The following is a 21,828-nucleotide window of genomic DNA, read 5'->3' on the forward strand; positions in this document are numbered from 1 at the left end:
TCATTCAAATCATATAATAAAATAAAAATATACATTAAATCCATATTATGCTATTAATTAAGCATCCAATAATATACATAACCCGTTGATAACAGCATTTCTACTTGTATGAAATGATAAAAGGGGGTCAATTATGAAAAGCCAATCTCAATTAGGTAAAGGGTGGCTGTATTTGTGTATCTTTAGTATGCTGGTTGTTTTTATCCCACAGGCGAAGATGATCGAAGCGGCTTCGGCGGTAACAGATGGAAGTGAAGGGATGGTCGGGAGTCGTATACCTGTAGGTACAACATATACTTCGACTACGTATGATCCAACATTTGTACCGCAAAATATCGGAGATGGTGATTGGTATAGTATATGGAAAGTATCTAGTAATACAGGACGTATTCAAATGAACTTTCCAGAAGCTGTGAATCTGAAAGGTGTACAAGTCTCTACAGGAGGCACGGGAGATCGGTATGAGACATATACAATTCGCGGTCTGCAAAATGGATACTGGCGCACGATTGCAACACGTACATTTCATGTGACTGCCAGTGAATATCAAGCTCTTACACCAATAGCTGTACAAATAGGCTGGTATGAAGGAATTGATATTTCAGTGAGTTCTACGCGTAATTGGTTGCTAATGAGTGAAGTGAATCTAGTTCCTACAACGACTAGCATTGCTCCAACACAGCTCAAAGCGACCAATAACAATGAAGAAGTATCGCTTCAATGGCAACCACTTGCCAATGTAGATCATTATCAAATACGTTATGGTACGACTTCAGGGCATTATACAGAGACAATCACTGTATCAGCAGATACGTATACAGATGTACAGATTCCTAATCTGACAACAGGCACAGCTTATTATTTTACGGTAGCCGGAGTGCGCAATGGAGTACGGACGAATTACGCTACAGAAGTATTAAGCATGCCAGTACCCGGATATAATTTCCCGGTCAATACAGGTAAAAGCGCAAGTAGTGAGTTTTATCGTAACCCTGTAGAAAATACAATGGATAGAGATATAGCATCCACATGGAAAACTCAAAACAACAGTAAAAATGCAACACTAAGCTATCTTGTCGGATATCCATTATATATAAATGAACTGCAATTTGTGATAACAGCGCCAGTAGAAAGTGATATTACGTATAAAATATATGAAGAAGGGGAACACAGCAATACGTTGATCGGGCAAAAAACAGTACATGTACAAGGTTCTACTTCTCCGATAGCGATCGACAGTATCCCTATTGAGCCAGATTGGTACCAACTACTCAAAATAGAAATTAGCTCTACAGCCGCTCCAGTCGTAGTAAATGAACTATTATATAAAAGCGATCTTTCTTATATAACCGGTCTACAGGCTACACCGCAAAATGGACAAGTACATTTAACATGGGATACAGTTCCAGCAGCTGATCAATATCGCATCACTTATATGAAGCAATATCCAGATATTTTGCTAGGACAGACGATTACTGTGAATGCAGATACGTACCAGAATTACACAGTATCAGGGTTAGATAATAACAGTGTTCCGTATTACTTTGTTGTTAATGCTGTCGTTAACGGGCAAAATCAAAACTATTCCAATATTGTACATGCTACACCGATGAGTTATGCGACCGGTGATCCTGTTCCCAAAGGAACTACGGTAACCAGTGTCGGTTATTACGATAACCAACGACCAGAATATACGATTGATGGCGATCTATCTACCTATTGGATACCGAATACAGGCAATCATAAGAGTGGAACGATTAATTATCATTTTCCCAAGCCTGTTGCATTAGATGCGATTCAATTAGTCAGTATGTTGAATGTTCCGGGTAAGCAGGCATTCACTATCTATGGTCTACAGGGCAATGATTGGAATCTATTATATGATGGCAAAATTCAAGCATACTTTAATCCTTTTGGCGGCGTATTAGCACCTATTCCTGTGCCAGCAGGCAAATATGAAGGCATTATGATATTGACGGAGACGACCACCACATGGGTGACATTTCAAGAATTATTATTGTTTTATAGTGCCAACCCTCATAGTACGGTGCTAACTGATACGTATAGTGATATTACAGATCCAACAGTAAGTACAGATACGTATAGTATTCATTAGATACAGCAATGGGCATAATCATGAGGTGAATTTTTGCTAGAGTAAGATAGTTGTCAAACAAAAAGCTGTTTTGTAGGCGAGATGCTTACAGAACAGCTTTTGTTATCGTATCAATTATTTTCACTTTTGATCCCAAAGTGGTATTTTGTTCACTCGATATCTGGACTGAATAAGAAGAGTGACTCCGAATACTATAGTGATCGCTACCGGATACAAAATAGCCCAGCCTGTAAATGGAAAAATAATAGCAGTAGCTACAAAAGAAATCCAGCTGATGATCCATCCAAAGCGACTTTCACGTAATAAGCGAATCCCTGCGGCACATCCACCAAGATAGGTCAAAATAAAAGTCGCATTAGGCAATTGAATTAAAGTGGTTAACGAAATGATATGACTTGCGTACAAACCAGTAATCAACCCGAAGCATACACTTAGAAAAAGAATACCGCCTACAGGTGTACTGTATCTAGCAGATAATAGACTCATCCATTTAGGAGCATATTGTTGTCTGGACAATGCAAAAGCAACACGAGAAGAAGCACCCACATACGCAATAATAGTAGCTGTACAGATAAAGATACCGGTAACCCCAGCCAATACAGCACCCCATGAACCAAGCAGTCGACTGATTATCCACACGAGTGAAGCATCTGATCCACCTATCAGATAACTTTGTGTACCTACAGTCGCCAGTGCAGTTAGAAAATACAAAATACCTACTATAATTGCAGCAATCACAACACCACGAATGGCTGCTTTACGTGGATCTTTGAATTCTTCGGACATATGAGATACGGCTTCCCAGCCAATAAAGCACCAGAACAATATCGCAGCCGCTTGTCCGATACTTGTCCAACCATGGGGCATAAATGGAGTGAAATGAACGGCTTGAATCTCAGGCACAGCAGCGATAATCGCAAATGTAAGCACAGCTACAATAGAAATAACGACTGCAATTTGGATTTTGCCAGCCACTTGCATCCCGAACCAATTGGTGATTAATCCAACCAGTAACATTAAGATCGCTATCCCGATTCGAACCGATTCATCCCAGCCCATCGCAGCTGTCATATAACCTGCACCGGTAAGAGCGGCTACAGGTGCACCGATCGGAACAGATAATAAGAAAAACCAACCGACCAATGCACCTGCACGCGGCCCAAAAGCCATACTCACAAAATGAGAGACTCCGCCAGCATTCGGGAACTTGGCAGATAATAATCCCATCGACAAAGCCATTGGCAAAATTAACAACGTCATAAATCCCCATGCAATCAGTGAAGCAGGGCCTGCCATTTGAGCCGCCAGTCCGGGAACAAGTAATACACCTGATCCTAGAACAGCTCCAATATAGAGAGCGACAGCTTGCGGTAAACCGATCGTCCGTTTTAGATGAGATGAATGTGAAGTGTTCATTTTAATTTCCCTGCTTTCCTTGTCATTTGCTACAGCGTAGCAGATAATAGTGTTATCGGAAAAACGGAAATTTCAAATGCAATCCATCTAAAAAACCGATGGGAGAGATAAATATGGAATCCAGGCATTTATTTACGTTTCTAGTCGTAGTAGAAGTGGGAAGCTTTACACGTGCAGCTCAGCGTTTAGATTATGCGCAATCTAGCATTACCGCACAGATTCAAGCGCTTGAAGCAGAGTTGGGTACACCGTTGTTTGATCGAATGAACAAAAAGATTTTGCTTACTGATGCAGGGCGCCGTTTACTTCCGTATGCACAAGAAATATCCAAAATGCATGCATTAGCCAAAGATGCGATTCGTTCGGATGCAGAAATGTCGGGTACATTAACTATAGGGGCTCCAGAATCACTAGCTGCTTTTCGGTTACCTAATATTATTCGTGAATATCGCAAACATCATCCCGCTGTCAAAATCATTCTCAAACCGGGTGCATGTTCAGAACTGTTAGAAATGATTCGTAGTGGAGCGCTGGATATAGCGTTTCTGTTACAACCTGAACTGGAAGATCGTGAACTGCATATGGAGACACTTGTGTATGAAAAGATGGCGATGATCGCACCTATTGATCATCCATTAGTCGGTCGAGCTCATATTGTTCCAGAAGATTTGCGTACCGAAACGATTTTGCATACTGAATCGGGTTGTACGTATCGCACACTATTTGAACAATATCTAAATAGTCATGGCATTTTCCCTGATCCCAGTCTGGAATTTTGGAGTATAGAAGCAATCAAGCAATGTGTGATGGCAGGATTGGGCATTTCTTTTTTACCGCTTGTAGCAGTGGAACGTGAACTGCAAGAACACAAATTAGCACGATTAGATTGGGATGATCGTGAACAACAAGTGTATACACAACTGAGTTATCATTTAAAAAAATGGCAATCACCTGCTTTGGATGCTTTTCTAAAAATCGTGCATCGCCATGCTACAGAATGGCAAGATGCTCCTTTGATCAATACTGTGTAAATATAGATTATATCGAATGACAGGAGAGAACATATACAATGCATAAAGTAGAACATTTAGATCATTTGGAAAAAGGAATACGTCAACTGGTAGAACAGTTTGTAGAAGCTGGTCGTCCGTCTGTACTTCATCAAAGTATCGAAGAACGTCGTGCAGGATATTTGAGCACAGTTCCATTGGCAGGAGACAAAGTAGAGCTTTATTCTATTCAAGATGTGAATATTGATGATATTACATTACGCCTTTACCAACCGGTAGATCAGAGGGACTTGCCTGTATTGATCTATTATCATGGGGGATGTTTTGTCAGTGGAGACTTGGAGACTCATGATCAACAGATGCGTCAGTTGGCTTATGAAGGTAAAGCTCTGGTTATTGCTGTGCAATACCGATTAGCACCAGAGTATACATATCCAACTGCACACGATGATGCTGTACGCGCTGTACAGATTGTTCGTGAGCATGTGACTGCATGGGGTGGAGATCGTAACCGAATAACGATTGCAGGAGATAGTGCAGGAGGACATCTGGCGCTGGTGACATGTCTGCGGTTGAAAGAGCAAGGCGACTGGTTGCCACAGCGTCAGATTCTTATTTATCCGATGCTTGATGCCAGCGGTACAAGTACAACATATGCACAGTATGGCAACGATTATATTGTAACTAGAGATGTATTGATCAGTGGATATGAAGCTTATTTTGGTGATTTACCGTTAAATCATCCAGAAGTCAGCCCGTTATATGCAGAGAATCTTACAGGGCTTCCAGAAACGTATATGTTAACCGCTGAATTTGATCCGTTATTATTCGAAAATGAAGCTTTGTATCGCAAATTATTACTAGCTGATGTAGATGTGCATTGTCGTCGTTATCTAGGTGTGAATCATGGCTTTTTCCAACTGGCAGGCATCAGTATCGCAGCCAGACAATCGTTACATGATGTAGCAACAATGATTTATCGTTAACCGATAGATCTTCAAAGCTGTTATTCAATATCGCATAGATAATTATATTGAAAAAGTAAACAAAGCAGACCTTCTACTGTAATGGTAAAAGGTCTGCTTTGTGTTGTCTGAGTCATAATCTTTTAGCAAGTATGAGCTGTATGAGAAGACCATTAACTGCAAGACATTGTGCCAGAATAGGCTGTATCAGAAGCACCAAAAAGAAATTGTAATGATTTGATAAAATATTGCGTCATAAACATCAGATCATGAGTACCGCCATCTTCAATCTCAAGCAGAAGCTGGTGTGCAGGAAAGCCTTTTGCTTGCCACAATTCACATGCAGATAGTACATTTTGGAACATATGCTGTTGACTGTTCTGTTTGTATAATCCTTCACAATTGCCTATCGACACATATAGCTTGAGATCAGCGGAAGGAGCCGAATGTTCTTCGATATAATTCATCACTCCTTCATACCAGCAAGAAGGAGAAAGCATACCCACACAGCCAAATATATCCGGTCGCCAGTACGCAGCAAACATGCTAACCAACCCGCCCAAAGAACCACCGACTATCCCTGTAGAAATAGCGTCTGTCAGTGTCCGATAACGTTGATCAATATGAGGCTTTACCTGATCGGCTAATTCATCAATATAAGAGTGGGCTTGTCCACCAAAAGCAGGAAATTGAGGATTCAAAGCCAGAGCTGGCCAGGGGGTATAATCATAAGTACGCCGATCGGTATGTACGCCTACTAGAATCACTTCATGTAGCAACTGTTCTCGAAATAATCGTTCGATATAATTTTGACAGTGAGTTATTAATTGACCTCCATCTTGTACATAGATTACAGGATAATCACATTCTGAAAGGTGGTAAGAAGGCGGTAAGTATACCGTTAATTTGCGTCCTAATATATCCAATTGATCTGTCCGTTTCATCAAGTATCTCCTTTCAACTACAGACTTTTTGGTAGCTGATTTTATATCATCTTATCTGTGCGAGACGATCATTATGCTTGGCGACGTCTACTTAATAACCATACAAAATAAGGTGCTCCTATAATCGAAAGAACGATCCCTACAGGCAATTGAGCTGGCGAAAATAAAGTTCGTCCGATAAAGTCAGCAATAAGCACCAGTAAAGCACCGATTACACCGCTAAGTGGAAGAGCACGCCGATGAGCAAGTCCAACAAGCCGGGTCGCCATATGAGGAGCTATTAATCCTACAAAGCCAATACTACCGGATACAGCCACACCAGCCGCTACAAGCCCTACACTAATAAACATCAATTGACTACGCTTTTGGCGCAAAGGTATTCCTAGACTAAGCAGCGTATGATCACCTAAGCGCATAACATCTAGCAGTCGTGTCTGACAAAGCAACCACGGAAGCAATACTACTATCCATGGAAGCATCGATAAAACAAATAGCCAGTTCGCTGAATTAAAGTTTCCAGATAACCAGGCTGATGCTTTTTCAAAATCTTGCGGATTCATTTTGAGCGATGCATATAACGTAACTGCCGAGAATCCTGTAGTGATAGCGATCCCTACCAGAATCAATCGTTGTGGATTAAGCCCGTGTTGATCTTTGGCTAGTAGAAAAATCAGTAAAGCAGCTAACAAACCGCCCACTATGCCGAATAAAGGCATCATCATAATCGCTATATTTCCTGTCATATCGATCTGATCACGAATCAAAAACATAAACAGCACAATAAACATACCTGCGCCTGCATTAATCCCTAGAATCCCCGGATCAGCTAATGGGTTGCGAGTGAGACTTTGTACGACAGTTCCTGCAATCCCGAGGGTTGCTCCTATCACTAGACCCAATACAATACGAGGCAAGCGAAATTGAAAAATGACAATATAATGAGAAGCATCACTCGATCTATGAAGCAGTGTAGACATCATCTCGATCCATGACAGTCTGAGTTCACCATACGTAAGACCGATCCCCACTATAAGCAAAATCAACACTATTCCAATACTCATGATCGATATATAGCGTGCTTGAGAGTCTTTATCCATGTCGTGAGCCTCCTTTACAACGAATCAGGTAAAGGAAAAAAGGAACACCGAATAAAGCAGTAATTACACCGATAGGAGTCTCAAATGGATAATTTACAAACCGAGATAAAATATCGCAACAAGCTAAAAACATCCCTCCAAGTACACCGGATAACGGAATAATACGGCGATAATCGGTTCCGCCGATCATTTTGGCAATATGAGGAACAATCAAGCCGATAAAAGCAATTTTTCCCGCTAGAGCCACAGAAATACCGGATAACAAAGCAACTGCTATAAAAGCTGCCAATTTGATAAGTTTGACCCGTTGACCTAGACCTGTAGATATTTCTTCGCCTAGAGATAACGCAGAAATAGAGCGAGCGATAATCAACATAATCACAAAGCCGACAATAGCAAACGGAAGCGATAATTGAATCAATTCAGGATCAATCTGATATAAGCGAGCGTTATACCAATAACTAATCCGCTGTGATACATGAAAATACATCGCAATCGCATCAGCTAATCCATTCAAAAACATACCGGTTAATGTGTCTAGAATAGCTAGAACAATCGGTGACTGTGCTCCTGGAATCAGATAAGACATTCCAAATACCAATAACATGCCAAAAGCCGAACCTAACATAGATACCACAATCAGACTGCTTCCATGTATAGACGGTGCAAAGATCATACATAATGTAATCGCAAATACAGAACCATCCAATACACCAAGTAGTGAAGGGGAAGCTAGATCGTTACGAGTAATCCCTTGCATGACTGCGCCAGACATCGCAAGAAAAGCCCCGATCAACAAAGCACCGATCGCGCGCGGTAACCTTGAATGACGTATAATCTGATGATCGACATTACCAGCATCAAAATGAAAGATAGCGTTCCAGACATCAAGAGATGAGATGTTTTTGGCTCCATATAGAACAGATATCACAATGATGAAAATAATGACTACCGGCGCAGTCCAAAAGATCACTGCCGGTAGTCTATAAATGTTGTACATATTAGATTCATTACCTTCTTATTTGGATTGTAACGTATCAACAAAAGCTTGAAGAAATTGAATTTTACTATACGCTGTTCCACCTTGAGCGAGAGGATCAACTACATTGACAAAGACGTTGCCATCTTTGACAGCTTGAATACTTTGGAAAATCGGATTTTTTTGCAGATCTTCCAGAGCGCCTGTAGCATCTGGATTCTCGTCTTCTGAAAACTGGATAAATAACACATCTGGATTCATTTGAGCAAATTGTTCAATTGAGATCGCTTCTTGTGATTTAGCAGCGGCAACTTCTGCTGGAATAGCTAACCCCAGATCGCTGTATAATACAGGATTAAAGTATAAGTCAGGCCCGTATAGACAGACAGCTCCTTCACGCATACGAACTAGCAATACTTGTTTATCTTTTAATGTACTTTGTAAAGTCGTTTTCGCTTTTTCTAAATTAGCTTTGTAAGCAGTGATTTCTTGTGCTGCTTGTTTTTGCTTGCCACTAATTTCACCTAACAGGGTCAAATTTTCTTCCCAGTTTGTAGCAACATGCGAATAAGGAATAGTGGGGGCAATCTGTTGTAATTTTTCCAGTATAGCCGGATCGAACTTGGTTGTGCCGAGAATAACATCCGGTTTGAGAGACAAAATCTTTTCAAAGTTAGGATCGATTTTTTCCCCTATTGATTCTGCTTGATCAGTGATCGAAGCGAACAAAGGAGGGAATTTACCGGAGACAGAGATTGCGCCAACAGGATGAATATCAAGTAAAATAGAATCCTCCATTGCTTCCAAAGAACCTGTAATCACGATTCGTTCGGCTTTGGCTGGAATCGTATAAGACTTGTCCAGATACGTAATCGTTCGCGTAGCTGTAGAAGCTGAATCCGTCGAAGCTACAGGTGTAGTTGCTGAAGAGCTAGTTCCTTCTGTCGCTATAGGCTTACCACATGCAGCCAATATTACAAATGTGGCAATCATACATATAGACGTAATTGTTTTTTTCATAATCATTATATAACTCCCCTCAATATCAGTGAGAAAGATTCTCAATAGCTATCATAGAGGTTATATTTGTGCTTTGCCATAGACAATCAACGGATAGCACATGGACTTTTGGCGGATAAATAGTGTATTAGCTCTTCACGTACTCTGGTCAAAGCAGTAGGAGAGTATTCGCGCCATGGACTTGAACTTAGAATATGCAATTGTTGTTGACGGATTACTGGAAGATCAAGCCAGCGAGAAGATTGACGTAATCGATGCCAGTGTTCTAATGTCTCTGAATCTTGACGAATTAAGATACCAATATGTTCTACATCACTTGCTTGTAATTGATCCCATGTCACTATATCCTCTTCATTATCGTCAGCCGGTGTATCGTGAGGTCGCTGTATTCCCAGTTCGTTATAGACGTAATCTAATAATCCGGCTGAACCGAGGCTGTATAACTGATCATGAAGCATACGCACAAATAATACAGTAGGTCTGGAACCATCTGAACGGGTAAGTAACGTTCTAACACGTGCAGTATGTTGATCAAATGTATTAATCCATTGCTTGGCTTCTTCATTCATCTGAAGTTGTTCTGCCAGTTGATATAAGCCTGTTCGCCATGAACCACGTTGTGGAGCTGGCAATGTAATCATTTGAGCAGATTGACTTAACTGTGTATATTCTTCGGCTTGAATATCGTGTGAACATACGATCCAATCAGGCTTGAGTTCTTCTAGCTGTCGTATAGCGGTATGAGTCTGCTGATATGAATTTCCATATTCCAAATGATAAGGAATATCTGCACCGTAACGTTCTAGATAATATCCTGACCATTTGGGATGTAGTGGAGCAGCATAAGGTACAATATCAAGCGGTAGCAGATAACCAAGTGTAGACACACTAGCATAAGCGGCTACTTTTTGCTTGCGTTTGTGTATATATGTCGAAGGTGATATACCTGTTTCTTTTTTGAATACACGACTAAAATAAAATTCATCCCGATAACCGACTTCATGTGCGATATCTTTGAGTTTGTAGCCTGAACGAAGCATCAACTGTTTGGCCTGCGTAAGACGAATTTCAGTCATATATTCATGAGGGCTTTGACCATAGGTTTTTTTAAATACATCAGAGAAATGCTTGGCACTAAGTCCAGCAATCTGACTTAATTGTTCTAGCGTATGTGCTTGCTGAGGATGATCAGCAATATAATTTCGAGCACGCACCAGACCATCTTCTTGCTGGAACGTACATTTTTCTTTGGCAGTAGCCACTTCAAACAACAATTCAATAGCATCAATCTGAGCACGCCAGCGATGTAACACATGAGTCGAACGAAAAGCAGAGCAAATCTGCTGACACTTTGCACTGGCATACGGAAGTGTAGCTTCAGTCGGAAAATATAAGTGTTGAGAATCGGTAGCAGACTGCAATTGTCTAGGATCGTCTGGATGTGGCAGATATAATTCCAGATGAAGCATTGCTACCTGTGTATCCATATGTTCGGAAGACAAAGCAAATGTACTACCGGAGTGACATAGATAGACTGTATCTGTTCTCATAGGGTAGGGATCATTTTCACGCTTTAATATACATTCGCCTTCGATCAGTACAAGAATAGTCATATGAGTCGCCATAATCTGTGTTAATGACAATGAAGTCTGAGGTTGTATATGTTGAATATCTGCATGATGCAGCTGTAATACATAAGGATGTGCTTGAACAGTTGCTTGGGTAGTTATCGGTGCCATCTGTGGAAAGTTCAATATTGATTCTCCTTTACATATGAAAATGATAATCATTATCACATATATTATATCAGAATTGATAAGTTGCTGAGAATTATCGTTCGTTCTCTGTTAAAATAGGAGTATAGATTTGAAGCAGAAGACAGCAACACGATCACTACAGAATCAGGATAAGGAGTTTTGGCAATGAGCGTGCAAGCGCCTGTGATGCAGGAAGCACAGACTTTGTTACAGAAGTATTTTGGATATGAAGATTTTAGAGAAGGTCAACGGAAGATTGTAAATAGTCTATTACAACGTCAGGATACGCTCGGAATTATGCCTACAGGTGGCGGTAAGTCGATCTGTTATCAGATTCCAGCGATGGTTAATGACGGAGTGACGCTAGTTATTTCACCGCTGATCTCACTGATGAAAGATCAGGTCGATGCACTTACAGCGGCAGGGATTCCAGCGGCTTATATTAATAGCACGTTAACAGGTAAAGAAGTGAATGAACGGATTCGAGCTTCACGTCGTGGCGACCTGAAGTTATTATATGTTGCACCCGAGCGCTTAGAACTGGATTGGTTCCGCGAAGAAATGAACGGTGTGAATATTACGTGTATCGCTGTCGATGAAGCACACTGTGTATCGCAGTGGGGTCATGATTTCCGTACCAGTTATCTTGAGATTTCACCATTTGTAAATCAATTGCCACAGCGTCCAATCGTTGCCGCTTTTACAGCAACTGCAACACCGGAAGTGCGTGACGATATTTTGCGTCTTTTAAAATTAGATGATCCGCAGGTATTTATTACAGGATTGGGTCGGGATAATCTAGCGATGGCGGTCATGCGTGGTACGCAGAGACGTGACTTTGTGATCGATTATGCCAAGTCTCATGACAATGAATCCGGTATTATTTATGCGGCTACCCGTAAAGATGTAGATGATCTGTATAGTCGTCTGCTTAGTAGTGGGGTAGCGGCTGGACGTTATCATGCCGGAATGAGTGATGATGAACGGGATCAGAGTCAGGAAGCTTTTATTTATGATGATATTCGCGTAATTGTGGCTACGAATGCATTTGGAATGGGTATCGACAAGTCTAACGTTCGGTATGTTATTCATTATAATATGCCTAAAAATATGGAAGCTTATATTCAAGAAGCAGGTCGTGCAGGTCGTGATGGTGATCCTAGTGAATGTATCCTATTATTTAGCCCGCAAGATATTATGACTCAGAAATTTTTACTGGAACAAAATATGCATGAAGGTGATCGCAAACATAACGATTATCGCAAAATGCAACAGATGGTCGATTACTGTTATACAACCAAATGTCTACGTAATGCGATGCTTGATTATTTTCATGAAGAACATTCCGGTGAACCCTGCGGACAATGTAGCTCTTGCCGGGATGCTCGCGAGTTAGTCGATATGACGATCGATGCGCAGAAAATCTTCTCCTGTATTCATCGTCTACGTGAACGATTCGGTGTCTCGGTGGTAGCGCAAGTACTCAAAGGTTCACGTAACAAAAAAGTACTGCAATATCAGTTCGATCAATTGCCTACTCATGGATTAATGTCTCATTTATCAGAAAAAGAAATCTCTGAGCGGATCAATGTACTGGCAGCCGAAGGATATCTGTTGCTAACCGAAGGACAATATCCGGTGGTAAAATTGCAACCGATCGCAGCCGAAGTGCTCAAAGGACAGCGTAAAGTCATGCAACGTGCACCACGTCCAATAGCGACTTCAGCTTCAAGTAGTTCAGGTTCTAGCCGTAGTCGTAGCACTAGCCGTAATAACGATGCTTCAGCAGTTAACGAGACAATCTTCGAGCAATTGCGTCTGATTCGTCGTGAACTGGCATCACGTGAAGGTGTACCATCTTATATTATTTTCAATGATGCAACATTGCGTGAAATGAGTGTTGTCGAACCGCAAAGCGAAGGCGAAATGCTGGAGATCAAAGGGGTCGGCGAAGTGAAATTCCGCAAATATGGCGAACCATTTTTAGCCTTTTTCCAGAAAGAAAGTATGGATATGCATCAAGGACGTTACGATATGGAAGAATTTTAAAAGAAACCAACCAACAACCGATACTTCGATCAAGTTTCTTTTCACAATCTATATTGAAAAGAGCTTACCGGTAAGAAGTATCGGTTTTTTGTAATGTTTTGCAATGAGGTCACAGCAGGATAAGAACATGCGGAGGAAGATAAATATGCCTTTATTTGAAAAATATATCGGAATAGATTACTCGGGAGCAGATAAGCCACGCTCCAAAATTAAAGGTCTGGCTGTTGTGCAGGGAAGTATCTATTCACCTGCTTCTCTAGTCTATCCCTCTACTGTTAGTTCGCTTACTTCTAGCACATCATCATCTGACAAAGATCATCTCTGGTCAAGAGAAGAAGTGTATCTCTGGTTACGGGATCAGTTATTATCCAGTCAAGAACGAATGATTATCGGTATCGATCATGGGCTGTCGTATCCTTTGTCAGTGTTGCAACAATTGCAGTTGGATCAGTGGGATGATTTTCTCAAATGGAGTTATCAGACATGGCAGACGACCAAACTTACCATGAAGCAAAGTAAAGAACAAGCTCATTACACCAACTCTATCGCTAAGCGATTAGTGGAACGTGAATTTGTACCCTCAACCAAAAGTGTAGTTGATCTGGATCGTGTCTCCGGGATGCAAGGGGCAGTCTCTTATTCGACCCATACCGGATTAGCATGGATATATCGTCTACGATACTGGCAAAAAAGACATGGAATGAACATCCACTTCTGGCCATTTGATGGTAAAATAATACCAAAACAACATCATGTGATTGTCGAAGCGTATCCTTCATTGTACAAAAGAAGAATGATCACCGAACCTCATCTATCCAATATCTCGACCTATAGTGAACATGAACGTGATGCGTATTATATTGCAGCATGGATGCAAGAGCGCGATCAAGAAGAGACGTTAGCACCTTATCTGTCTTTGCCTACATTAAGCAGAGCAGAATATCAATTGAGTCTGTTAGAAGGATGGGTATTGGGATGCTTGTAACAGATTTGCTATCATGCCGAATCAGTATATTTACTGCATAGCGCTATCCCAACAATCATATGGAGGAATACAGATGAATAATAAGATTCGATTATTTACGTTAGCGTATGCAGGTGGTAATGCTTATATTTATAATTCATGGAAAAAATCATTACAGCCACAGATTGAATTGATTCCGATTGAGCTTCCCGGTCATGGACACCGAATTGCAGAGCCTTTAGTTAGCGATGTGGCAGTAGTTGTTAACGATCTATGGCAACAGATCCGACCGTATTTTCAAGACCATCGTCCGTTTGCTTTTTTCGGGCATAGTATGGGCAGTCTTCTTGCATTTGAAATGATACATAAAGTGTATACCGAAACAGGTCGTTATCCGGTAACAAGCCTATTCTCAGGCCGAGTAGCTCCTCATATTGCCAGTCGCAAAGAATGGAGCCAACTTTCAGATCAAGCCTTTATTGAAAAAGTCATTACCCTCGGCGGAATACCGGATGTTATACTGGAACATAAGGAATTGTTGGAGATGATTATTCCTGTATTGCGTGCCGATTTTAGGCTTGTAGAGCAATATCGCTATAACAAGCAGTATGAAGTATTTCCGTTCCCGATCACGGTCTTAACCGGAGAACAGGATCAAATGACAACGATAGATATCGAAGCATGGAGTGAGTATTCATCACTTCCAACGACATTCAAATCTTATCATGGTGGACATTTCTTTATTAATACTTGCGCAGAACAGGTGCTTGCCGATATCCGAATGATTTTGTTACAGCATGAGAGGAGCATATCGCTATGAAAGTCGTATTATCTACATTGAACGCCAAGTATATTCATACATCACTTGCGATTCGTTGCCTAAAAGCTTTTAGTGAAAAAGACTTTGATATTGAACTTGCCGAATTTACAATCAAAGACCCGGTGATGAATATCGTATCTGACTTGTTCCAACGGAAACCGGATGTGATCGGATTTTCATGTTACATCTGGAATATTGAAGAAACGATTAAAGTGGTCGATATTCTCAAAAAAGTCATGCCAGAAGTGAAAATTGTACTCGGTGGCCCTGAAGTATCTTATGATACCGAATACTGGATGAAGCGTGTCAGCAATATCGACTTTATCGTGATTGGTGAAGGCGAAGAAACGTTCCATCATTTACTACAAGAGATCGAAGGAGCAGGCAAATATCATTTTGTCTACGGGGTAGCATACCGCAAAGGCGAAGAACTGATTATGATGCCAGGTCGTCCGAAGCTTGATCTCAATGAACTACCTTCGCCGTACCGATTTGTCGAAGATGTACCTGAACTTGCCAAGCGGGTTGTATATTTTGAAACGAGTCGTGGTTGTCCGTTTAGCTGTCAATTTTGCTTATCCAGTATTGAAGTCGGTGTGCGTTATTTTGATATCGAACGTACCAAAAGTGATATTCTGTACTTGATCGATCAAGGTGCCAAATTAATCAAGTTTGTCGATCGTACATTTAATATTAAGCGTGATTATGCGATGGAAATGTTCGAGTTTTTAATAGCGAATCATAATGGATGTACATTCCAATTTGAGATTACCGCAGATATTATGCGTCCCGAAGTGTTAGATTATCTAGCAGAACATGCACCACCGGGTGTATTCCGCTTTGAGATTGGTGTGCAATCCACTAACGATCCGACCAATGAACTGGTGAAGCGTCGTCAGAACTTTACCAAGCTTAGTCGGACAGTAACGAAGATCAAAGAATCTGGTAATATCGATCAGCATTTGGACTTGATCGCAGGATTGCCGCTTGAAGATTATGATACATTCCGCAAAACGTTTAACGATGTATTTGCTTTAGGGCCAGAAGAATTGCAATTAGGATTCCTCAAAATGTTACGCGGAACAGGGCTGCGAATCGATGCAGACAAATATCAGTATACGTATATGGATCATGCGCCGTATGAGATTCTGAGTAGTGATAAGCTGTCTTTTGAAGATATTGTACGCTTGAAGCGTCTGGAAGATGTATTGGAGAAATACTGGAATGCGCATCGCATGGATTATACGCTGAACTATCTGCTGTATAACGAATTCCAGTCGCCATTCGACTTTTTCCAGGAGTTCGGCAATTACTGGGAAGCTCAAGGCTGGCAGAAGATTGGTCATCAATTGGAAGATTTATTTACCCATTTACAAGCCTTCTTAATGGATCGCCAGACACCTCGTATGGATGTGGTACTGGGATTGATGAAGTTAGACTACTTCCTCAACCATAAGTACAAACCACGCAAAATCTGGTGGGACTTCACGATGAACAAAGACCAGATGTCCAGCCATATCAGACATGCTATTCAACAACCGGAAGACTTCTCAACCGAGTTTGTTGATTTGAAATTAAATGATAAAGAACTTCACAAACATACAGTGATGGAAGAACTGCCATTCCGTCTCGATAAAATTCTTGCCGGTGAACCAGTAACAGCTAGCGAAGGACGCAGTCTGTTACTGGTAGCGTATCAGCAGAATGAACAGCAAAAACCTGTATTTTTCACTACTGCTTTATCGCCTGAAGGGGCAGCAATGTAAGACCAAGAAGCACCAGTTATATTGTAATGATATAGCTGGTGTTTTTATTTAATACATAGCGTTACTGATTTTGTTAGAAATAAATTATGTGATACATTTCAGTGTCAATTGTCTGACTTGATTGAGTACCAACCAGATCAAGAAGAAGCAGAGAATAAGTAGATAATAAAAAAGCCATCCTTCAGGATGGCTTAAGCACGCATACTCATACGTTCCAATCTAGATTCTACTCGAAATATACGATGATTCAGTATAGCTAATTCCGAATCTTTTTCACAAAAATAATCATCAAACGTTTCTAACAGAGCGACAATATCTTTGGGTTGATCATTTTCAAGACGAACGACCGCAGTGTGAATATCACTGATTTTAATATTAGTTTGCACTTGATTTTTTTCTAAGTGAACTTGGTTTTCTTCTAGTCGTGATTGACTTTGCTCCAAGCGGGATTGACTTTCTGTTAGTTGGATCTGATTTTGAGCCAGACGAACCTGGTTTTCTTCCATGCGTAATTGATTTTTTTGTAAATCCGTTTGATTTTGTTCAAATTGAAGTTGGTTTTTTTCTAGTTGTGACTGTCTTTCTGCTAAAAGAATTTGATTCTGATTAAGTTCTTGCATGCCGTCTTTTAGAAATTGATTATCTTTCTGTAACGATTGGATTTCCTGCAAAATCTGTTGAAGCATATGTTCCATCCATTCCACACCTTTCAGCCTTATACATAGCACGTAAATAAATGTTTTATTGCATTATTATAACTTAATTACGTATTTTTTAAAAGACAGAAACATAGACGAATTACTCTTTTTCGACTCCTGCTACTACCCAACGTTTGCTATACTTTTGCATCCGTGGATGAAGAGAAGTAGGTTCTTCTGTCAAAACGATTTTGAGCTTACTGATCCATTCTTCAAAAGAAGAAAATGACGCGAATAAGTTCGCCATATCAGGAGTCATCAGTAGAAAATAAGGAGATTGGTATTGATCTACCAGATGGCGTAATGCGGCTTCGATAGGAGTATACTTTTTACGCTTACCATCCCAGCCTTCTACGGTGATACTTTTGCGTTCGGTTTCTCGTTTCCAGGCATGTAGACGGTCTTCACGCTTGTAATAGGCAGATACCGGCTCTTTGGACATGCGCTTTACTGTCTGCTCATGCAGTGGATAGAGCACCAAGCGTGTAAATTGCATATGATCCATCGTTCGTAGCGCCAAGTTCAGATCATCATCTGTTGTGTGTTCGAACGAATCGTAGTAGATTAGCGTTCCTTTGCTTTTTTCGATAACAGGTTCATAGCCATAAGGCACAGTTGTATGTGAATTGGATTTCATCAAAACGCCCCCTGATTGTAAACGGATATATGTGTATATAACCCTATTTTGGGCAATTAGACAAGTTTTAATATTGAGGTAGAATAGTAAAGAAACATTGAATTTTACATCTACGAATGGAGGATTATGATGATTAAAGGATTGTACGAAGCATTGCTACCTGTCAAAGATATGAATAGATCGCTCGCTTTTTATGAGAAATTAGGGCTTGAGATTGCTCACCGCGGAGAGAGTCTGAGTTTTGTATGGATCGAGAAAGGAATCAGTTGGTTAGGGCTATGGGAAGGCGAGCAGGTGAACACACCGTATCATCCTTCTTTGCGTCATATGGCTTTTCGCGTTGATTATGAAGATATCAAGCAAGCCAAAGAGTGGTTAGAAGCCAAAGGAATTGCTGTACGCGAAGTGTTTGGCTTTCAACCGATTGGCCCGATTGTATTACCAAATAGACCTCAAGCGCATGCGGCTATTTATTTTGATGATCCTGATGGTAACTTGTTAGAATTTATTTGTCCGATTGAATTAGATACATCCGATCAGGAACAGATGATCTATTTGCATGAATGGGAAGAATTACAGTCCAAGCGAGGTAAAGAGTGACTACAGTTATGAATAATGATTTTAATGATTGGTTAGAGCAGACTTTTCCACAAATGAAGTTAGAAGTGCCTTTGTTTTATAACTTTCCTTTAGGATTACGGTTTGAATTAGGAGTACCTTATCGTGGTATTGATGATCCGACTTATTTTGAACAACTTCAACAACATGCTGTATCTTTATTTGAAGCTGTATTTGCTGAAAGTGAACAAGTATGTGTACTGACTTTTACTTATCAGACTGTATTATCTGATATTGAACGTATTGAGCGAAATGAAGTTCAGGTATTATCAACGTATCTACGATCAGAATGTTTTTCACAGGTTAAGCTCCATTCGCAACAACCTGATTATGATGAAGATACAGCAGAATTAAACGGATATATTCAAAGCCAATATGTATGGTGTACGATCCATGATCTTGATTATGCAGGGATTTTCAAAGCGATTAGTTATACAGATTTTCCGGAGCGAGGAGCTTCTTTATCTGAAAGCGTGTATTTTATAGAGCCCAAGCAACAAATCATCTTCCATATGTACGATGATCGTGGACTCGATATTGTAGGCATGCAAAAAGGTTCATTACAACGCTTGTATGAGCAATATTATGATTGGCTTTTACCGTATGATTTGGAAAAGATGGATCAGGTTTTTGGGACATAAATAAAGGAGGTACTTATGAGTGTTAGCAGTTATAGATGGGTCGGAAGTGAGCAACCTTTTTTAGATACGCCAACGATGACAGAGCAACATGGGATACATATAGGATGGTACGGCGGGCATACAGGAGCAGGCGCTTATAAAAATGAAGATGGCTTATTAGTGATGCAAAGTGAAAATGGTTCTGCCAGGCTAGCTGTTCTTTTGGATGCTCATCAGACAGCGACCAGTGCAGCACTGATTATTGATACGTTACAACAAGATGAATCTAGACTTCAAGCGATGTTAGAACAACCTGATCTATTCGATGTATTTGAAAAGTATATCGTAGACTTGTTTTCGAGTGTGTCTTTTCGTCAAGCATGTCAGCAGGTAACCGGAGAAACGTCTTGTCTGATCGTTTTACAAAAAGACGCTTATCTATGGTGGTTCTCTGTAGGCGATTGTATGGCATATCTACTTCATCCTGACCTAGCCGCCTGGGGTCAATATGGACTGAATCAGCGACAGTTTTATGAATGGATTGGACAGGTGAATACGTTCGATCTGGAAGTTCCTTGTTACACGATTGGCAAAAGACAGTTACGAGCAGGGGATAATATTATCGTTTTAATGACAGATGGTGTAGTCGATACACCTGATCATTATTTTGAACATCCTACACATGTATATCAAGCATTGGTAAATGATCACGATCTTAAGCCGAATATAGAGTCCATCTTACAACATATTCATACCCAACAGGGCAAAGACAGCGCAACGATTATGAGCTGGCAATATACCAATCATCAAGCACCACAGATGCCATCTGATATGCCTTCAATTTGAGATTCAGTAATAGTAATTATCTAAGTCATACCAATACGCAAATCAGAATGGAGATTATGATGAACAAACGAGCCGCAGGAATCAGTCTGATCGCGATAGCCGCCTTTTTGTATAGTGTGAAATACATGAGTGCTGCAATATGGGGATCAGGAACAACTACATGGAACAGTGAACTGTTTGATACTTTTTCAAATAGTGTAGGGCAAGCACCTTTATATTTGAGTTGGATATCGTTAGCCGCAGGGATTCTATATCTATATCACGCAGAAGCGGAGCAGAAACGTCATCTGAATAGTGCAAATAAGGATGATCCATTAGAAGAGGTAGAAGAAGTAACCAGCCCAAATCATTCTCAACACTAAAGGAAAAGAAATAAAAAATACTTAGTAGTAATATTTTGAATACAAAATATTAAATCGAAAAGACCGTTGCTCATATAGAACGGTCTTTTTGAATTTATTTATTGAATTAAAGGATTACCGATACTTCGCGTGCTTGAATATCTAATTCTTGAGCTGCCGAGGAGATTTGGGTAAAATCACTCATCGCTACTTGAATCTGTTGCTGGCTTTGTTCTACGGTGGATTGAGCTTCGTTGGTGCCTTTAGCAATTTTCTCAATTTCGCGTGTAATCGCATCTACACTATCACGTACTTCAATAATAGATTGTTCTACCATTTTCGATAGCTTGCGTACTTCTTTGGCAACGATATCGAATCCACGTCCAAATTCGCCAGCATGAGCGGCTTCTATCGCTGCATTCAAAGCAAGCAAATGCGTCTGAGAAGAAATATCACGAATCGTCTGTACTACTCCTTGAATCGATAAAGCTTGTTGCTGAAGGTTCATCAAAGTGTGTTTGTTTTCAGCAGAGACATCTGCAATTTTGTTTATACTTTGCAATAATTCCTGACTGCGGTTAATCCCTTTATTGGCACGTTCACTCATATGATCTGCCATATTTTGTAGCTCGGTGACGACAGTAGTCATATGGTTTTGGCGCTGTGTAATATTGGTTGCGATTTTAGAGATACCAATAACTTGATGATTGTCATCTTCGAAAATAGGCATATAAGTGGCTTCTAACCAGATTGAGTTGCCGCTAGCATCCATACGTTCGATTTTATTTTGAAAGCTTTCTCCAGATAAAAGATTTTTCCAAAATAGTTCATATTGAGGACTGTTCACAAACTCAGGAAAACAAAAAGACCGATGATCCATTCCTTGCATTTCTTCACGTGTATAACCCATAGTACGAGCAAAAATATCGTTTACATAAGCTACACGTCGATGAGTATCAAATCGAATAATAGCAAGGTTATTCTCCAAAGCTTTGACTACTAAAGCATCCATTGATTGTTGATTATAGTTCTGCACAAGTAACTTCCTCTCACAAATAAAATCATCCAATTCAGCTATTCTTTTTTTCAAAACGAGTAAGATCATTTAAGTAAGGATTATTTTTAGATAGAAGTCTCACGTTTATATTGATTATAATATCGACCA

21 protein-coding genes are annotated in these 21,828 nt (G+C 40.3%); 12 read left to right on the forward strand and 9 right to left on the reverse strand.

The annotated features are described in order from the left end of the window. Positions 1-133 precede the first annotated feature (133 nt). On the forward strand, positions 134-2,116 hold the full coding sequence (locus PQ456_RS06295; protein ID WP_273615367.1) for a fibronectin type III domain-containing protein: 1,983 nt from the start codon (positions 134-136) through the stop codon (positions 2,114-2,116). Between the two features lie 120 nt (positions 2,117-2,236). Here the strand turns inward: PQ456_RS06295 and PQ456_RS06300 are convergent, their stop codons facing one another. Continuing rightward, positions 2,237-3,532, reverse strand: a complete 1,296-nt coding sequence (locus PQ456_RS06300; RefSeq protein ID WP_273615368.1) for an APC family permease — start codon at positions 3,530-3,532, stop codon at positions 2,237-2,239. A gap of 113 nt (positions 3,533-3,645) precedes the next feature. Here PQ456_RS06300 and PQ456_RS06305 point away from each other — a divergent pair, with 113 nt between their 5' ends. Next, positions 3,646-4,563 carry a LysR family transcriptional regulator gene (locus tag PQ456_RS06305; RefSeq protein ID WP_273615369.1) on the forward strand — a complete coding sequence of 306 codons (918 nt, stop codon included), beginning with the start codon at positions 3,646-3,648 and terminating at the stop codon, positions 4,561-4,563. A 38-nt stretch (positions 4,564-4,601) separates the two neighbouring features. Further along, complete coding sequence (locus PQ456_RS06310; protein WP_273615370.1) at positions 4,602-5,528, forward strand: alpha/beta hydrolase; 927 nt, start codon at positions 4,602-4,604, stop codon at positions 5,526-5,528. A 152-nt stretch (positions 5,529-5,680) separates the two neighbouring features. Here PQ456_RS06310 and PQ456_RS06315 read toward each other — a convergent pair whose 3' ends face one another. The 5 genes from PQ456_RS06315 to PQ456_RS06335 form a co-directional block, all read right to left on the reverse strand. Beyond that, positions 5,681-6,451, reverse strand: a complete 771-nt coding sequence (locus tag PQ456_RS06315) for an alpha/beta hydrolase (RefSeq protein ID WP_273615371.1) — start codon at positions 6,449-6,451, stop codon at positions 5,681-5,683. Between the two features lie 71 nt (positions 6,452-6,522). Beyond that, entirely contained in the window at positions 6,523-7,548 is a 1,026-nt protein-coding gene (locus tag PQ456_RS06320; protein ID WP_273615372.1) for a FecCD family ABC transporter permease, read from the reverse strand. After that, complete coding sequence (locus PQ456_RS06325; protein ID WP_273615373.1) at positions 7,541-8,548, reverse strand: FecCD family ABC transporter permease; 1,008 nt, start codon at positions 8,546-8,548, stop codon at positions 7,541-7,543. The genes PQ456_RS06320 and PQ456_RS06325 overlap by 8 nt, the downstream gene beginning before the upstream one ends. Before the next feature lie 18 nt (positions 8,549-8,566). Then, the gene (locus PQ456_RS06330) at positions 8,567-9,547 is read right to left on the reverse strand and encodes an ABC transporter substrate-binding protein (RefSeq protein ID WP_273616259.1); all 981 of its coding nucleotides are present in this window, start codon (positions 9,545-9,547) and stop codon (positions 8,567-8,569) included. Between the two features lie 86 nt (positions 9,548-9,633). Beyond that, complete coding sequence (locus PQ456_RS06335; protein WP_273615374.1) at positions 9,634-11,301, reverse strand: AraC family transcriptional regulator; 1,668 nt, start codon at positions 11,299-11,301, stop codon at positions 9,634-9,636. A gap of 168 nt (positions 11,302-11,469) precedes the next feature. On the opposite strand from PQ456_RS06335, the gene recQ reads away from it, so the two are divergent. From recQ to PQ456_RS22955, 5 genes are all read left to right on the forward strand, one after another. Continuing rightward, positions 11,470-13,353: a DNA helicase RecQ gene (gene recQ, locus PQ456_RS06340; protein WP_273615375.1), complete on the forward strand. Its 1,884-nt coding sequence runs from the start codon at positions 11,470-11,472 to the stop codon at positions 13,351-13,353. 145 nt (positions 13,354-13,498) lie between these two features. Next, positions 13,499-14,338: a hypothetical protein gene (locus PQ456_RS06345; protein ID WP_273615376.1), complete on the forward strand. Its 840-nt coding sequence runs from the start codon at positions 13,499-13,501 to the stop codon at positions 14,336-14,338. 73 nt (positions 14,339-14,411) lie between these two features. Then, a complete protein-coding gene (locus PQ456_RS06350; protein ID WP_273615377.1) occupies positions 14,412-15,137 on the forward strand; it encodes a thioesterase II family protein in 726 nt (241 codons plus the stop codon). Next, positions 15,134-16,903 (forward strand): B12-binding domain-containing radical SAM protein, encoded by a 1,770-nt coding sequence (locus PQ456_RS06355; RefSeq protein WP_273615378.1) that lies wholly within the window; start codon positions 15,134-15,136, stop codon positions 16,901-16,903. The genes PQ456_RS06350 and PQ456_RS06355 overlap by 4 nt, the downstream gene beginning before the upstream one ends. Positions 16,904-16,954: 51 nt before the next feature. Further along, the gene (locus PQ456_RS22955; RefSeq protein ID WP_420540665.1) at positions 16,955-17,065 is read left to right on the forward strand and encodes a helix-turn-helix domain-containing protein; all 111 of its coding nucleotides are present in this window, start codon (positions 16,955-16,957) and stop codon (positions 17,063-17,065) included. Positions 17,066-17,094: 29 nt separating this feature from the next. Here PQ456_RS22955 and PQ456_RS06360 read toward each other — a convergent pair whose 3' ends face one another. Next, positions 17,095-17,598, reverse strand: a complete 504-nt coding sequence (locus PQ456_RS06360) for a hypothetical protein (protein ID WP_273615379.1) — start codon at positions 17,596-17,598, stop codon at positions 17,095-17,097. Between the two features lie 103 nt (positions 17,599-17,701). Then, on the reverse strand, positions 17,702-18,238 hold the full coding sequence (locus PQ456_RS06365) for a hypothetical protein (RefSeq protein ID WP_273615380.1): 537 nt from the start codon (positions 18,236-18,238) through the stop codon (positions 17,702-17,704). 129 nt (positions 18,239-18,367) lie between these two features. Here PQ456_RS06365 and PQ456_RS06370 point away from each other — a divergent pair, with 129 nt between their 5' ends. The 4 genes from PQ456_RS06370 to PQ456_RS06385 are packed head-to-tail and all read left to right on the forward strand — an operon-like array spanning position 18,368 to position 20,684. Then, positions 18,368-18,838, forward strand: coding sequence for a VOC family protein (locus tag PQ456_RS06370; RefSeq protein ID WP_273615381.1), 471 nt, complete (start codon positions 18,368-18,370; stop codon positions 18,836-18,838). Positions 18,839-18,846: 8 nt separating this feature from the next. Next, positions 18,847-19,497, forward strand: coding sequence for a DUF3885 domain-containing protein (locus PQ456_RS06375; protein ID WP_273615382.1), 651 nt, complete (start codon positions 18,847-18,849; stop codon positions 19,495-19,497). A gap of 15 nt (positions 19,498-19,512) precedes the next feature. After that, positions 19,513-20,322 carry a PP2C family serine/threonine-protein phosphatase gene (locus PQ456_RS06380; RefSeq protein WP_273615383.1) on the forward strand — a complete coding sequence of 270 codons (810 nt, stop codon included), beginning with the start codon at positions 19,513-19,515 and terminating at the stop codon, positions 20,320-20,322. A 59-nt stretch (positions 20,323-20,381) separates the two neighbouring features. Next, entirely contained in the window at positions 20,382-20,684 is a 303-nt protein-coding gene (locus tag PQ456_RS06385; protein WP_273615384.1) for a hypothetical protein, read from the forward strand. A 106-nt stretch (positions 20,685-20,790) separates the two neighbouring features. Here PQ456_RS06385 and PQ456_RS06390 read toward each other — a convergent pair whose 3' ends face one another. Beyond that, positions 20,791-21,699 (reverse strand): methyl-accepting chemotaxis protein, encoded by a 909-nt coding sequence (locus PQ456_RS06390; protein WP_420540644.1) that lies wholly within the window; start codon positions 21,697-21,699, stop codon positions 20,791-20,793. Between the last annotated feature and the right edge of the window lie 129 nt (positions 21,700-21,828).

Origin of the sequence: Paenibacillus kyungheensis, from assembly GCF_028606985.1 — a bacterium.
Lineage (GTDB): Bacteria > Bacillota > Bacilli > Paenibacillales > Paenibacillaceae > Saccharibacillus > Saccharibacillus kyungheensis.

Excerpts from the sequence above, each read along its gene's own strand:
- PQ456_RS06295 (WP_273615367.1), top strand. The coding sequence starts at position 134 with ATGAAAAGCCAATCTCAATTAGGTAAAGGGTGGCTGTATTTGTGTATC.
- PQ456_RS06300 (WP_273615368.1), bottom strand. The coding sequence starts at position 3,532 with ATGAACACTTCACATTCATCTCATCTAAAACGGACGATCGGTTTACCG.
- PQ456_RS06305 (WP_273615369.1), top strand. The coding sequence starts at position 3,646 with ATGGAATCCAGGCATTTATTTACGTTTCTAGTCGTAGTAGAAGTGGGA.
- PQ456_RS06310 (WP_273615370.1), top strand. The coding sequence starts at position 4,602 with ATGCATAAAGTAGAACATTTAGATCATTTGGAAAAAGGAATACGTCAA.
- PQ456_RS06315 (WP_273615371.1), bottom strand. The coding sequence starts at position 6,451 with ATGAAACGGACAGATCAATTGGATATATTAGGACGCAAATTAACGGTA.
- PQ456_RS06320 (WP_273615372.1), bottom strand. The coding sequence starts at position 7,548 with ATGGATAAAGACTCTCAAGCACGCTATATATCGATCATGAGTATTGGA.
- PQ456_RS06325 (WP_273615373.1), bottom strand. The coding sequence starts at position 8,548 with ATGTACAACATTTATAGACTACCGGCAGTGATCTTTTGGACTGCGCCG.
- PQ456_RS06330 (WP_273616259.1), bottom strand. The coding sequence starts at position 9,547 with ATGAAAAAAACAATTACGTCTATATGTATGATTGCCACATTTGTAATA.
- recQ (WP_273615375.1), top strand. The coding sequence starts at position 11,470 with ATGAGCGTGCAAGCGCCTGTGATGCAGGAAGCACAGACTTTGTTACAG.
- PQ456_RS06345 (WP_273615376.1), top strand. The coding sequence starts at position 13,499 with ATGCCTTTATTTGAAAAATATATCGGAATAGATTACTCGGGAGCAGAT.
- PQ456_RS06350 (WP_273615377.1), top strand. The coding sequence starts at position 14,412 with ATGAATAATAAGATTCGATTATTTACGTTAGCGTATGCAGGTGGTAAT.
- PQ456_RS06355 (WP_273615378.1), top strand. The coding sequence starts at position 15,134 with ATGAAAGTCGTATTATCTACATTGAACGCCAAGTATATTCATACATCA.
- PQ456_RS06360 (WP_273615379.1), bottom strand. The coding sequence starts at position 17,598 with ATGGAACATATGCTTCAACAGATTTTGCAGGAAATCCAATCGTTACAG.
- PQ456_RS06365 (WP_273615380.1), bottom strand. The coding sequence starts at position 18,238 with ATGAAATCCAATTCACATACAACTGTGCCTTATGGCTATGAACCTGTT.
- PQ456_RS06370 (WP_273615381.1), top strand. The coding sequence starts at position 18,368 with ATGATTAAAGGATTGTACGAAGCATTGCTACCTGTCAAAGATATGAAT.
- PQ456_RS06375 (WP_273615382.1), top strand. The coding sequence starts at position 18,847 with ATGAATAATGATTTTAATGATTGGTTAGAGCAGACTTTTCCACAAATG.
- PQ456_RS06380 (WP_273615383.1), top strand. The coding sequence starts at position 19,513 with ATGAGTGTTAGCAGTTATAGATGGGTCGGAAGTGAGCAACCTTTTTTA.
- PQ456_RS06385 (WP_273615384.1), top strand. The coding sequence starts at position 20,382 with ATGAACAAACGAGCCGCAGGAATCAGTCTGATCGCGATAGCCGCCTTT.